Genomic DNA, 14150 nt, shown 5'->3' on the forward strand with positions numbered 1-14150 from the left:
TTTGATACTTGGGCGACAAAGACCTTGTCTTCGGGCGAAAAAATCGCTGATTTGGGTCTCAATTGCTTGGTGCATCATGTGGCGCTCCATCTGACATTACCTATCCACACATGATAAACCTTTTTAATTCAAATCACTCATATCACAGCGGCACGGTATACTGACCAAAAAATTCGTAATGAACTACCTTCTTTTCATGGAGCGACCGATTGCCTCGTCGCACCCCTTTAAAGGCAAATCCCCACTCGGTTGCTCAAGAGACCGAACCGACAATCTGAATAGAAGCGCCTTATCAATGATCCGGCGAGCCGCCGTTCGACAAAACATTACTAAAAGTCAGCTGCGCGGATAAAAGGGTGAATTCGCTGTGTTTGCACCAAGGTCTGCAATATCGAGTAACCGGCCGCATATGTGCGGCTGGTCTTTCAATTTTACCGATCTCTGAGGAGATTTTCAGGTCGGTTCCGTTTCTCCAGCGGGTTGGAATGTTCAGCCGGTCTCACCAAATCCTTTCGGCACTGGCAGATCAGGCAAGGTTGCCGCTCGTTTTTGCAGGGCCCGCCCGATAACTACACGGCTGATTTCGGTTGTCCCGTCCACAATCCGCAGCATTTGCGCGAGGCGGGACAAACGATCCAGACCATAAGGCTGCAACAGCCCCATGCCGCCCAACACTTGCGTACAGGTATTTGCGGCCTTCACTGCGGCATCTGGCACAAACCGCTTGGCATGGGCGGCCATCAGTGGGCCCTCAGACGTGCCAAGGGCTTCCGCCGCTTTGCGATAAAGCAGCTTGGAGGCTTCAAGATCGGTCGCAACTTCGCCCAGCATCCATTGGATTCCGTCCAGATCGAGGTTCTTGCCACCAAACATCTTGCGGTTCTTGGAATAAGACAGCGCCGTATCCAGGGCCGCTTGCATCAATCCACAGCATCCTGACGCAATTGAGACGCGGGCGATATCGATCGCCATGAGTGAGCCTTGCAGGCCCTGACCGATCGGCAGGATGATGTTGTCTTCACTCACCACGACCTTGTCCATGTACATCTCGGCCAGAGGCAGGAAGCTGTAGGACGGGGTATCATAGAGCGGTCCAAAGCTGAGGCCCGGCGCGTCGGCGGGAATGGCGATCATCGCCATATCCTTGTGGCCGAGTGCGTCACTGGTTTTGACCACGGTGAAATAGATATCAGCCTCGGTCGCCAGGCTGACCCATGCCTTCGCACCGCTGATCGTCCATGTGCCGTCGTCATTGATCACGGCTCGCGAATACATGTTTGTGGCATCCGATCCGGATTGCGGTTCGGTCAGTGCAAAGTTCGCCAGTTTGCGGCCCGAGGTCAGATCCCGTGCCCATTTTTCCTTGAAGGTATCTGTGCCATAGCCGCAGCCCGCGAAGGTGCAGATGTTATGCATCGACAGGGCAAAGGCATAAGCGCCATCTCCGAGCCCCAGCTGTTCGTAGACCTGAATGCCCTCTGAAAGTGGCAAGCCCTGGCCGCCAAACTCTTCGGGGGCGTAGAGCCCGGTCAGGCCAGCGGCCCCGGCCTTGTCCGACGCATCACGGGGCCATGTCTTCGTGGCGTTCCAGGCGTCCACATTGGGCAGGATGACCTGCTCCGCGTGGTCGCGTGCGGCCTGGAGTATGGTGGCGAGTTTGTCTGACATTGGTGGATCCTTTCAATGGCGATTGTTCTCAGATGACGCCACAACCCGGCAATCGTGGATGGCCAGACTGATGAGCTATGAAGGCGAAACTTCAGCTGAAAATGCTTCTCTGCGGCAAGATTTAGCGAGCCAGCCCGTTAAGCTCTATCTCGTGCGCTGACAGATAATTGTCCAAAAGTGACAAATGGCCGCTTATGTTTGTGATTTGCGGTATGAGCTGGGCGTGCTTCCGGTCCAGCGTTGAAAGGCCCGGTGGAAATTGGCCGCCGAGGAAAATCCGACATCATGTGCGATGGCCTCAACGCTTTTGCGTCCCGCTTGTAGATCGCGGATCGCGATGTCGCGCCGCAGGGCATCCTTGATCGCCTGAAACGACGTCCCATCCGACTGCAACCTGCGGATCAGGGTGCGCGGGGTCATGTGCATTGCGGATGCTGTCTGGGCCAGGGTCGCCGCGTCCCATCCCGTTTGGCCCAGATAAGTGCGCACCCGCAGCGATTGGGTGTGTTCACGCGAAGAGGTGAAGATCCAGTCCCGGGGCGCGTTTTGCAAAAACCGGTCAAGATCAGCTGTACTTCGAGTCTGCACTGGACCCAGTGCATTCGGGTCAAACGCGATGGCGGTGGCGGGTTGGCCAAACCGTAGCGGTGCGGGAAAGATGATCGCGTAATCCTGATCAAAGTCCGGGCGGTCAAATGCGAAATCGACGCCCCTGACCGGAACCTCGTGCCCGGCCAACCAAGACAAAAGCCCATGGGCAAGTTTGAGGATCAACATGTGGCCAAACCGCTGAACCTGCGCGTCGCCTTGTGGTTTCAGGATAAGCACCAATGCGCCTTCGGCGTCCTCCAAATCAAACTGATAATCATCCAGCAACAAGTTCCAGAACGTCGAAAACCGGTAGAGCGCCGATGCAAGAGAAGTGGCTTCCCTGACAGTGGTCAGAAGATGTTGTAGGGCCCTCGGCCGGACGGGTCTGCTCCAAAGCCCCATCATCTCATCACCGGTCTCAACTGCGGCAAGTTGATAGAGGCAAACGATCTGATCCAGCGTGACGCGACCATTCGGCGAGCGCGTATCCGCGTTCAGACCGGACCGGCTAAGCAGCGACGCCATCTGCGCCTCTGGGCACAGGGCACGCAGCGCCGCCAGCCAGTCATCGACAAACTGGCTGGAAACCGTGGAAAGGATCGTTGGCGTGACATTGGTCATAACGCCTCAGGAGGTATCACCAATTCCGGTCGACATGAAACGCAGGCTTGCAGATGGCGGCCTTCGCAGATGACAGAATGTCAATGTCTCAACCAGATAACGCTCTGCTTGAACTCATTTCAGTGGGGTCAGGCGACTTCGAACAACGCTGCGGCCCCCATGCCTCCGCCAACACACATGGAGGTCACCACGTATTTTACGCCACGACGCCTCCCCTCAAGCAGAGCGTGCCCGACTTGTCTCGCACCTGTCATGCCGTAGGGGTGGCCAATCGATATCGCACCGCCGTTCACGTTGTAGATTTCGGGATCAATCCCAAGGTGGTCGCGGCAATAGAGAACCTGGCAGGCAAAGGCTTCGTTAAGCTCCCAAAGGCCGATGTCTTCGATGCGAAGACCTGCATTCTTAAGCAGCTTTGGAATGGCATAGATCGGGCCGACCCCCATCTCTTCCGGTGCGTTTCCTGCAACAGCCATGCCGCGATAGATACCTAGCGGTGTGAGACCCTGTTGCTCAGCCATTTTGCCTTCCATGAGCACACAAGCCGAGGCCCCGTCAGAAAGCTGGCTTGCGTTTCCGGCAGTGATCAGTCCTCCTTCGACAACCGGGTTCAATGCCCCGAGTGTTTCGGCCGTCGTACCCGGCCGGTTGCCCTCGTCTTTTGACAAGGTCACCTCTTCCAGGGTTTCCTCTCCGGTTTCGCGGTTCTTGACCCGCTTAATCGCAGTGATCGGGACGATCTCATCTTCAAACGCGCCAGCGGCCTGAGCCCGGGCGGTCCGACCTTGGGAAAGTGCAGCGTATTCATCCTGGGCGTCACGATTGATCCCATAGGTCCGCGCCACATTTTCCGCCGTCATCAGCATCGGCATATAGGCATGTTCAGACCTCGCGATAACGCTTGGATCTTTCTCATCGCCCGCCCATTTCAGATAGGCATTCTGCAGGGTAGAAATATTTTCCTGCCCGCCTGCCACGGAGACATTCTGACCATCCACAATGACCTGCTTTGCGGCCGTCGCAATGGCCATCAATCCGGAGGAACATTGCCTGTCGATCGTCTGTCCTGCCACCGTATTGGGAAGGCCCGCCGCCAGCGCCGACAAACGGGCGACATTCATGCCTGCTGTCCCCGCCGTAAGGACCGATCCGATGACGACATCTTCGATCGTACCGGGGTCCACGCCTGCACGTTCAACCGCGTGCTGAATGGCGTGCCCCATCATGGTAGGGGATTTGATGTTGTTCAGCGCACCTTTGAAGGCAACCCCAATAGGGGTTCGTGCGGTTGAGACGATAACGGCTTCTCTCATGATTTTTCCTTTTTGGCATCAAAATGTGCGTCAAGTGTCACGCCCGAGGTTGCAAGTTGTTCCAGCAAAGGCGCAGGCGTGAACCACATCTCACCATAGGCACCAAGCGACTGCCGATAGTGGGTCATGCGTTCCAAAATCTGACTTAATCCAATCTCGTCAGCATAGTGCATTGGGCCGCCGCGCCAGTTTGGGAAGCCATAGCCATTGACCCAGATCAGGTCGCAATCACCCGGGCGCGTTGCAATTCCCTCTTCAAGGATCAAAAAGCCCTCGTTGATCAGGGGATAGAGACATCGCTCAAGGATTTCCTGATCGTCGATGTCCCTGCGTTTCACGCCATGCAGGTCCGCCAGCTCGGAACTGATTTGAACCATCTCAGGGTCTTCGACCCGTGTCCGTCCCTCGTAGACATAGCTTCCACGCCCGGTTTTCTGACCCAGTCGGCCCAGTTCAAACAACATGTCCTGCACGGCCTGGTATGTGGGGTCATGTGCGATTTCACTTCGCCGCTCCTGACGCACGCGGGCACCCACATCGACCCCAGCCAGATCCGCCATCGCGTGAATACCCATGGCCATGCCGAAGTTCTCAAGGACGTCATCCACCTGTTTCGGCGTCGCCCCCTCAAGAAGCAGACGAGATCCTTCGCGAAAGTATGGCTCCAGCATCCGGTTTCCAACAAAGCCGTAGCACACGCCAACCGTGACTGGGAGCTTTCGGATCTTCTTTGCGACCGTGATTGCCGTTGCGATGACATCCGGAGCGGTCTTGACGCCGCGCACCACCTCCAGCAAGCGCATGACATTGGCCGGGCTGAAGAAATGGAGGCCAATCACATCCTCCGGGCGGGAGGAGACCGCGGCGATTTCATCAAGATCCAACGTCGATGTGTTCGAGGCCAGTATCGCGCCAGGTTTGGCGTGCTGGTCTAGGCTCGCGAAAATCTGGCGTTTGACATTCATGCTTTCAAACGCCGCTTCAATGATCAGGTCGGCCTCTGCGAGGTCGCCGTAGCTGAGCGTCCCGGTGGCGTTGGAAACGATGGTCTCTGCCCGATCGGCACTGAGCCGCCCTTTTTGGGCCGCGCGCTGGAAATGCTCCCGGACCATTTCCAGCCCCTGTTCAAGCGCACTTTGCGTGGTTTCCAGAAACGTGACCCGATACCCCGCCTGAAGAAAGGCGATGGCAATGCCGCGCCCCATTGTTCCGGCACCGATCACGGCAACCGATGAAATGCTACGTGGTTGGTCAGCACGGGTAACGCCGGGAACCTTGGTGCATTCACGCTCTGCAAAGAACAGATGCCGCCCCGCGCGCGATTGAGGTGTGTCGAGCAGTTCAGCGAAACCTGCCTTCTCTTGTGCCAACCCCTCGGACAGCGGCAATTCGCACGCGGCCTCGACGGACACCAAGCATCGTTCAGGGGCGACAAGGTATTTGGACGTGTGCGCTATCTGGTCTCGGAAACCCGTCAGATATCCCTTCGAATCAGGGTGTGTGACGGTTATATCCGCGCAACTGCGTTTCGGATCGCCCTCATGGCTGACACGGGTGGCGAAACCCAAAACATGCGCGCGAAAATCCTGGTTGTTTTCAAGCAGCGCGTCGACCAGCCCACAAGACAGGGCATATTCGCCTTTCACGGGATCACCCGAGAGGATCATTTGCGTTGCCGCTTCCAGCCCGGCAATCCGGGGTAGTCGTTGGGTGCCGCCGGCACCAGGCAGCAGCCCCAGTTTGATCTCAGGTAGGCCCATCACGGCATCCGGCGTGGCGACACGGTAATCACAGGCAAGCGCAATCTCCAGCGCACCCCCCATCGCAGGGCCTGCTATCGCGGCGATAATGGGTTTTTTGCTGGTTTCAATCGTTTCACACAGGGCTGGCAGGTCCGGCTTGTCCCAAACTGCCCCGGTACGGAACTCGACGATGTCAGCGCCACCGCAAAAGAGCGGCAGAGCCGAGCATAGAACGATAGCTTTGACCTGTTCATCGGCGTCCAACTCGTGGATGGCCGAGGAAAGCGCCTGTCGCATCTTGAGACCAAGAGCGTTCACTGGCGGGGCATTCAGCTCAATGAAAGCGACACCCTCGGTGTGTTTAATGGAAATCATGTTTGGAAACCTCAATTGGACTGTTTGGCAAGATCTTGTTCGATCTCTGCCCAATCGTCGAAGTGGATTACGTTGCAGGGTGAATTCACGTTCTCGAGCCAGACAAAGACGGAGATGAATGGCTGGTCATAGACCCGGGTGGCGTGGGGATCGCCCGCCGCGTTCCAGATAAGTGATCCAGCCGGATAATCCTGCCAGTCACGGGTGCCAAACCGCCAACCAGATTTCTCGGACAGGTTCAGGTACAGCTCTGGCGCGTCGTGGTTGTGGTCGCGATACAGCGTCCTTGGTCCCAGCATGAAAATGCCAAGGTTGAAATCGAGATGGTGATATCCACATGCATCCGGCCCGATCAGCAGAGTATGCAGGTTGCACCTTGTGTATCCCTCTCCCAAATCGGCACCGGGGGGATAGAATTGGGCGTTGTCTTCGCGCCAGATCAGATCATCCTTGGCCGCTTTCAGACAGCCTGCGATTTCCTGCAATTCCGGGGCTGCAATCCCGGCGACAGCGTTCTTCAGAACCTCATCATGCCGGGTTCCTTGGGGAGGTAAGTCAATGAGCTTCTCATCGGACAGGTCCATGGCTGCCAGCTTGTCCAACGTCAGATCAACGCCGCGCGTGGCAGCTCTGTGAGCCTGCAGATAGGTGACAATGGATTGAATAAGCGCCTGAATACGACGTTGTTTGTCTGTCATGATTTTAGGTCCGAGCGCGTTGAAATATCTTGCCGCACGAGTTTCTTGTCGAGCTTGCCGACGCTGGTTTTAGGTAGGCGGTCGACAAAGATTAATTCGTCTGGAACTGCCCATTTTGAGATCTCGCCTGCGTCAACCCGCGACTGGATTTCTTCCATGACTCTCAAGCGCACAAGATCCGGGTCGGCATCCTTTGCGGCTTGAGCGACCAACACTGGCCTTTCGCCCCATTTCGCGTGCGGCAGCCCGATTGCTGCGACGTCCTCAACGCCGCCGCAAGACGATGCTATGTTTTCCAGTGCCAGTGAGGATATCCATTCGCCGCCGGTCTTAATCACATCCTTGAGGCGGTCAGTAATCTGCAACGATCCATTCTCGCGGATATACCCAACATCCCCGGTATGCAGATACCCACCGTCCCAAAGCTCATCCGAGGCTTGCGCATTATCCAGATAGCCTTGTGTCAACCAGGGAGCCCGAGCAACAACTTCGCCGGTTGTTTCGCCGTCATGTGGGACGTCCTGCATATCCGGTGTCACAACACGAAGGTCGACAAGAGGGCCCGGAAAGCCGGTTTGCGCCTGCATCTCGGGGTCATTGCTGGACAAATCGGCCACCGTCAGAAACGGACAGGTTTCGGACATCCCATAGGCCGCATGCAAGGATATGCCTGCCGCCGCGGCGCGGTCCTGCAGGCCTCGCGGCAAAGCGGCCCCGCCAATGATCACTTTCCATCTGTCCAGGTCAATTTGTGGGCAGCCCGGATGGTCGAGCACCATTGACAGAACCGTGGGCACGCAGTGTGAAAAGGTGACGTTTTCGTCTGCAATCAATCGCAAGATTGTGTCAGGGTCATATCGACCGGGATAGACCTGACGCAGCCCCAGCATCGTTGCGGCATATGGAAATCCCCAGCCGTGGACGTGAAACAAGGGCGTCAGCGGCATGTAGACGTCGCCGCGATGAAATCCGGCATTCCCGGGCCATGCGCCGAAACCTGCGATCAAGCCCAATGTGTGAAGGACCAACTGCCGATGTGAATAGCTCACCCCCTTGGGATTGCCGGTGGTCCCGGTTGTATAAAACAAGGTTGCCGTTTGGTTTTCATCGAAGTCCGGGAAGTCAAAGCTGCCTGGGGCTTTGCCTATCCACTCTTCATATCCTTCTCCGTCTCCAATCGGCACGATGGTGATGTCCCGATCAAAGCCCGATTTGATACCCTCAATGAGCGGCATGAAATCGCGGTGCACGATGATCAGATCCGGTTGCCCATGGTTGATCGTATAAAGAACCTGAGCAGGAGACAGACGCACGTTGATCGTGAAAAGGGACGCGCCCATCATCGGGATCGCGAAAAAACACTCAAGATAACGGTGCGTATCCCAATCCATGACAGCAACGCGCATACCCTCATGTATCCCGCTCGCCTTTAAAGAATTGGCAAGTTGGCGCACGCGTTTGCCCAAGTCCGCATAGCTCAACCGCATTTCGGTGCCGCTGACGATCTCTTGGCTGGCTGACGCGAGCTGGGATCCGGCCAGCAAGTGTTTAATCAGCAACGGATAGCCATATGCATTTGGCGAAGGTGAAAGTGGTGGCATGAAGGTGGAATCCCATAACATCTCTATCTGCTAATCTGGCATTTCTCACCCCGTGGAAGAATTGAAAGAAATTTCCTTTCATCAAGAAATTCTAACCGATCACATCGCACCGCGAATTGCGTGCTACCCCCTGACAGGTTATGAAAAAGAGTATCAATACCCTGCTATATTCGCGCCCGTCGTCGGATAACTCTGCTTGAGGGTAAGCAGAATTGATTTCATCGAGGAGATGCAGCAATGACCACTCACATGCCTACGCTGGTTTCACTGCGCGCTTTTGAGGCGGTGGCACGTCACAAGAGTTTCCGAAAGGCCGCTGACGAGATTTGTGTGACGCATGCGGCAGTCAGCCACCAGGTCAAAGCATTAGAAACAACAATCGGCGTTAAACTACTGGAACGCACAAGCCGTTCGGTCGAGCTAACACCGGCTGGCGAGCAATATTACCCGCCAATACGCGAACACATTCAGGGAATCATCAAAGCCACTCGGCGCATCCAGACACCTGAGGAACCGGACGTGTTGCTCGTTCAGTCCTACGCAAGTTTCAATACAATGTGGTTACAGCCCAGATTGGCTGAATTTCTTCAGGATAATCCGGACACACGCGTGCGCATCGTCTCGACCTTTGAAGACGGTGATTATGATATGCACCGGTTCGATGTGGGCGTGTTCAACGCGCCACCGTTTGATAAGAGATTTGACTACAGCCCCTTGTTCGAAACCGATATCTACCCGGTATGTGCTCCGGAGGCCTTGAAAACCGCAAGCGGCGGAATGCCGCTGGAAGAGCTCAGAAATTTCCTTCTGCTTAGTGTCCCAAGCACATGGAATGAGCCGGATGACTGGGACTGTTGGTTGGATGCGGCGGGCTTAGATCGCGAAACGATGAAATTTGGCTCTGTTTTCGACAATTACCCGCTTGTCCGTGAGGCTGTTCTAAATAATCACGGTATCAGCGTCGCAAGGGCACCGTTTTGCGCGCGTGATCTTGAGAGGGGGCGTCTGGTTAGACCCTTCGACATTTCAGTACCCGAGCCAGGCCGCTGGTATCTGGCGACGCAAAAAGAGCGTGCACCCAACCCCAAGCTCGATACATTTATCGACTGGCTGTTCGAACAGATCGAGGCCGACCCAACCATGCGGCTATTTCGGGCCTGATCTGTTGAATTCCAGCTCTGCCGTCAGCGCGCTTCAGGACTGACGCGCACCGGCCTCGGATGCGACGCGAGGGACAAGAGCGCGAACCAGTTCGGTCATATCCAGTGTGCCGACCGTCTGCTCCCCGTCCTTGACGACATAGGCGTGTGACGTATCCCCGCCGGACCGCGCGATCATGCTTTCGAGCGTGTCGTTCACGTCCACTTCGCCATGGGCATCTTTTGGCACTTTGCCACCGACAAGCGGGGTCATAATCGAGCGCACCCGCAGAACCCGTGCGCGGTTGATGTCGCTCACGAAATCTTCGATGTAGGGATCGTTGGGGTTCAGCAGGATATGCTGCGGCTCACCCTGCTGCACGACAAAGCCGTCCTTTAGGATCACAAGGTGATCGGCCAGCTTCAACGCCTCATCTAGATCGTGAGTGATGAAGATGATGGTCTTGTGCAGCTCTTTTTGCAGCTCGAGCAGCAGGTCCTGCATGTCGGTTCGGATCAGTGGGTCAAGAGCCGAGAAAGCCTCGTCCATCAGCATGATCGGTGTGTTCGCGGTCAGCGCCCGGGCAATGCCCACACGCTGTTGCATCCCACCGGACAATTGCGCTGGATAATGGTTCTCGAACCCGCTAAGACCCACGCGTTCCAGCCATTTTGCGGCTTCACGGTCGCAAGTCGCCTCGTCCTCGCCGCGCACCGAGAGCGGCATGCCTGCGTTCTTCAGCACGGTTTTGTGCGGCAAAAGCGCGAACTTCTGGAACACCATCGACATCTTTTCCTGTCGAGCATGGCGCAACCCGTCCTCGGACAGTTGCATCACGTCCTCACCCTGCACGATGATCTCGCCCGCAGTGGGTTCGATCAACCGGTTCAGGTGGCGGATCAGAGTAGATTTCCCAGAGCCGGACAGGCCCATGACCACTGTGATTTCCCCCGCCTGCATATCGACGTTGATGTTGTTGAGCCCCAACACGTGCCCGTGCTGCGCCAGCAATTCTTCCTTACCCATGCCATCCTGGACATGGTCCAACACGTCCTTGTCGCGGGCGCCAAAGATTTTATAGAGCCCGGACAGGCGGACCATTGGTTGTGTCATTGAACCGGCTCCTTAGTGTTTGACTTGGGTCTTATCGACCCGTGTGAGAGCTGCCTTGGACACGCGATCAAGGATCACTGCGAGCAGCACGATGCCGATGCCAGCGACGATGCCCACACCCAGTTCAAGGTTTCGGATGCCGCGCAACACGTTCACGCCAAGGCCAGGGGCCGAAACAAGAGAGGCGATCACGACCATGGCAAGGCTCATCATGATGGTCTGGTTGATCCCGGCCATGATGTTCGGCAGCGCCAGCGGCAATTGTACTCGCATCAGTTTCTGGCGGTCATTCATGCCAAAGGCATTGGCCGCTTCGATCACGTCCTGATCTACAAGGCGGATGCCCAGATCGGTCAGGCGGATCACCGGGACAATCGCGTAAAGGATGATCGCAATCCCGTACAGTTTGGATTCCGTGACCGAGAACAAGAAAATCAGAGGGATCAGGTACACGAATGTCGGCAGGGTCTGCAGCAGGTCGAGCAACGGAACGACGCCTTTTTGCAATCGGTCGGATTTCGACATGGCAATTCCAATGGGCACACCGAACAGCACCGATATCGTCGTGCACACAAAGACGATCGACAGGGTTTGCATCGCCACATTGTAGTGGTCTACGACGGCCAGCATCATAATCGAGGCGGCCACGAAGATTGTCACAGGGCGCGAACGTGACGCGTACCAGGAAATCGCCACCAGAAGCGGGACCATGATGAACCATGGCGTCGCTTCAAACAGCCAAAGTGCGCCATCCAATATCCAGCTCAATGGCTGTGTGATCGGGTCCAGAACGGTTTTCAGGACCGGTTTGGCTGCCAGAAACCCTTCTTCGATCCCGTTGGTTACATCGCGCGACTGCCATATGCGGTTGCAGCTTTCGTGCAGATTATCAAACGAGGGAATTGGAATGAGCGGCCCAGAGGCCTCTTCTCCTCCTGCTTGCGCCGCAAGGTCCGCCAGCGAAAGAGGCGCTTTGTCATCGGACGTGCCACACCATTCGCTCAAACCCAATGCGCTGAATAACTTGTCATAGAAGGCCATTTATCCCACTTTCCGATCTACTTCAGTGCGTTAGGGGCATCGCTGAGGATGCCCCTGTCCATGCAGTTTACTGCAGCAAGGCGGAAAGTTTGTCGCGCGCAGCATCGTTAAGCCACGCCCCCCAGACATCCTTGTAGGTTGTTAGGAAATGCACCGCGCCTTCATCGTAGGAGGCATTGTTGTCTTCAACCCATGCCAGCGTTTCGCCCATCTGTGCGTTGGTGAAGGACAGATTTGTCATCAGGTCAGACACTGCTGCGTTTTCGGCCATGAATTCTTTCGACAGAACTGTAACGACTTCACTGCGGGGGAAGGCGCTCATTTCTGGCGTCGCGCATTCCGCTGTGATGTTGCAGGCGTGCTTTTCAGGGTCATGGGGGCCCATATCGACCAGAGTCATCGGGTATTTGCCCAGTACCGATGTTGGTGCCCAATAAAAGCCGAACCATGGCTCTTTGTTTTCGTAGGCGGCAGCGATCGAAGCCGCAAGGGTTTCGCCTGATCCATGCACGAAGTTTTCAATGCCTGCATCAATCAGCCCGCCTGCCTTCATCAGGTTGGTGCTGACATTTAGACAGGTCCATCCCTCGGGGCAGTTGTGAAAGCGATTTCCGACGAGTTCGGGGTTGGCTGCGATGCCTTCCATTGTTGCCAGTTCCGGATGCTCCTCCACAAGGTAGTTCGGAACAAAGAACCCTTCGACACCGCCATCCGATAGAACTTCGGTCACAGGAATGATTGCACCTGAGTCAACCAGCCCTTGGTAAGCCGGCGCGCCGTTTGTCCAGATTTCAGTCAGAATATCGGGCTCTCCTGTCTCGGAAACGGATGCCAGCGCAGGGTTGCTCGAGAGCGGAACCGTGGTCACTTCGCAACCATAGCCTTGCTCCATCAGAAACTTCGAGACCGCGGTCACAATTTGCGCTGACCCCCAATCGGCCTGCATCAGTGATACTTCACCGCATTCGTTTGCCTGGGCCGCCGAAGCGGTGATTGCCGCAGCAAATACGCACCCGAGACCCGCTGAAATCTTGAACATTTCTTTCCTCCTTGTCATCGGCGAAACAGGGGCAGAGAAACGCTCCAAGCCAAAATTCGCCTTGTTTGTAGTGATGATTTGTACCGACAGGCCTAATAGCAAAAAACTGAAAAGAATTTTGGATCATGTACAATTGTTTACAGGTGGAGAGTTGAAGCCAGGCTCGAATTTAGTGACCTCCGTTCCAACGTAAGCTTCTTAGATGTAAATCCATAGGTGGCTTATGCGTGTGTATTATTGCCTCTTCTCAGGAGTCGGCAGTAGGAGTGATCAAACCCGGGGACGTCCGTTCTGTGCTCTGAGTCAAAATTCGCTACGCGGATAACCAATGGCTGGTTCGGGATGAACCGGTGTTGGATGTCTGAGAAACAAGGACAGAACTGAGTGTGGTTGAATCTGCCTACAAGATTGGCAAAGTTAGCGAATAAGGGGAGTTGCCATGCTATTCACAATACAAAAGGCGAAGAACCAGTTGCCGGAACTCATCGGCGCAGCGCTAGCCGGTGAGGATGTTGTGATAACAATAGGAACAAAGCCTGCTGTGAGGCTCGTCGCAATTCCACAATGTGATTTCAAACTCGGCGGGTTGGAGGGAAAGGTTGGAGCCACGCCAGATTTTCTTGAACCGTTATCTTCGGATGAGCTGAAGGCGTGGGAAGGTCGGTGAGGCCAGCGTAAAGTCGGCTGACCAAGCGGCGACCAAACTAGAGCGTACATGAAGATAAGAACAAGTCTGTCGATTTTGCGGGGGAACCGCTTACCTGCGACTAACCAACTGAAACCCGCTGGTCTCGGAAAATCAGCTTCAGCGACGCACAGTAAAAGCCGACATCTTCAGCGCCGTTCAAATGCGACAAGCTATACCAACTATCTAGTTGTCATGTGCTCTGTTACCGTTCAGCGATCATACCGAACCCCAGATAGGTCGCGGGCACTTTGTCTGTGAGCCAGACACCGTTGTCGGCACGAAAGAACTCAAAACCGTCCTCAAACATGCGTTGCGCCTCGACACGTAGAACAACCGGCTTTCCGTGCCGCTGACCGACGCGCTCGGCTGTATCAGGGTCCATTGAAAGATGAACCTGCTTACGGCGTCCTGGATTTAACCCCTCGGAAAATATCGCATCCAGATTGTCCGTCATCGAATGATTTGGAACACGAGCGTTTGATTGGCTTAGGAGGATCAGGCTCGCTGTAGTTTCAATCTA

12 protein-coding genes are annotated in these 14150 nt (G+C 55.6%); 2 read left to right on the forward strand and 10 right to left on the reverse strand.

Annotation, left to right across the window (positions count from 1 at the left end; genetic code table 11):
- Positions 1–489 precede the first annotated feature (489 nt).
- From AC2FEE_RS24825 to AC2FEE_RS24850, 6 genes are all read right to left on the reverse strand, one after another.
- Positions 490–1668 carry an acyl-CoA dehydrogenase family protein gene (locus AC2FEE_RS24825; protein ID WP_496868104.1) on the reverse strand — a complete coding sequence of 393 codons (1179 nt, stop codon included), beginning with the start codon at positions 1666–1668 and terminating at the stop codon, positions 490–492.
- A 192-nt stretch (positions 1669–1860) separates the two neighbouring features.
- On the reverse strand, positions 1861–2880 hold the full coding sequence (locus AC2FEE_RS24830; protein ID WP_496868105.1) for an AraC family transcriptional regulator ligand-binding domain-containing protein: 1020 nt from the start codon (positions 2878–2880) through the stop codon (positions 1861–1863).
- Between the two features lie 128 nt (positions 2881–3008).
- Positions 3009–4193 carry an acetyl-CoA C-acyltransferase gene (locus AC2FEE_RS24835; protein WP_496868106.1) on the reverse strand — a complete coding sequence of 395 codons (1185 nt, stop codon included), beginning with the start codon at positions 4191–4193 and terminating at the stop codon, positions 3009–3011.
- A complete protein-coding gene (locus AC2FEE_RS24840; RefSeq protein WP_496692286.1) occupies positions 4190–6310 on the reverse strand; it encodes a 3-hydroxyacyl-CoA dehydrogenase NAD-binding domain-containing protein in 2121 nt (706 codons plus the stop codon). The genes AC2FEE_RS24835 and AC2FEE_RS24840 overlap by 4 nt, the downstream gene beginning before the upstream one ends.
- A gap of 11 nt (positions 6311–6321) precedes the next feature.
- Complete coding sequence (locus tag AC2FEE_RS24845; protein WP_058277181.1) at positions 6322–7008, reverse strand: dimethylsulfonioproprionate lyase family protein; 687 nt, start codon at positions 7006–7008, stop codon at positions 6322–6324.
- Positions 7005–8609 (reverse strand): fatty acid--CoA ligase, encoded by a 1605-nt coding sequence (locus AC2FEE_RS24850; protein WP_496868107.1) that lies wholly within the window; start codon positions 8607–8609, stop codon positions 7005–7007. The genes AC2FEE_RS24845 and AC2FEE_RS24850 overlap by 4 nt, the downstream gene beginning before the upstream one ends.
- 237 nt (positions 8610–8846) lie before the next feature.
- On the opposite strand from AC2FEE_RS24850, the gene AC2FEE_RS24855 reads away from it, so the two are divergent.
- Positions 8847–9770, forward strand: a complete 924-nt coding sequence (locus tag AC2FEE_RS24855; RefSeq protein WP_282170678.1) for a LysR substrate-binding domain-containing protein — start codon at positions 8847–8849, stop codon at positions 9768–9770.
- 33 nt (positions 9771–9803) lie between these two features.
- Here AC2FEE_RS24855 and AC2FEE_RS24860 read toward each other — a convergent pair whose 3' ends face one another.
- The 3 genes from AC2FEE_RS24860 to AC2FEE_RS24870 form a co-directional block, all read right to left on the reverse strand.
- Positions 9804–10862, reverse strand: a complete 1059-nt coding sequence (locus AC2FEE_RS24860; RefSeq protein ID WP_282170677.1) for a quaternary amine ABC transporter ATP-binding protein — start codon at positions 10860–10862, stop codon at positions 9804–9806.
- A gap of 12 nt (positions 10863–10874) precedes the next feature.
- On the reverse strand, positions 10875–11903 hold the full coding sequence (locus AC2FEE_RS24865; protein ID WP_496868108.1) for an ABC transporter permease: 1029 nt from the start codon (positions 11901–11903) through the stop codon (positions 10875–10877).
- A 67-nt stretch (positions 11904–11970) separates the two neighbouring features.
- Positions 11971–12942: an ABC transporter substrate-binding protein gene (locus AC2FEE_RS24870; protein WP_496868109.1), complete on the reverse strand. Its 972-nt coding sequence runs from the start codon at positions 12940–12942 to the stop codon at positions 11971–11973.
- 439 nt (positions 12943–13381) lie between these two features.
- Between AC2FEE_RS24870 and AC2FEE_RS24875 the strand changes: the two genes are divergently transcribed.
- A complete protein-coding gene (locus AC2FEE_RS24875) occupies positions 13382–13609 on the forward strand; it encodes a type II toxin-antitoxin system Phd/YefM family antitoxin (protein WP_496868110.1) in 228 nt (75 codons plus the stop codon).
- 223 nt (positions 13610–13832) lie between these two features.
- On the opposite strand, the gene AC2FEE_RS24880 is transcribed toward AC2FEE_RS24875, so the two are convergent.
- Complete coding sequence (locus tag AC2FEE_RS24880; RefSeq protein WP_496868111.1) at positions 13833–14084, reverse strand: RNA 2'-phosphotransferase; 252 nt, start codon at positions 14082–14084, stop codon at positions 13833–13835.
- Positions 14085–14150 lie beyond the last annotated feature (66 nt).

This window comes from Ruegeria sp. YTSC199, assembly GCF_059609725.1.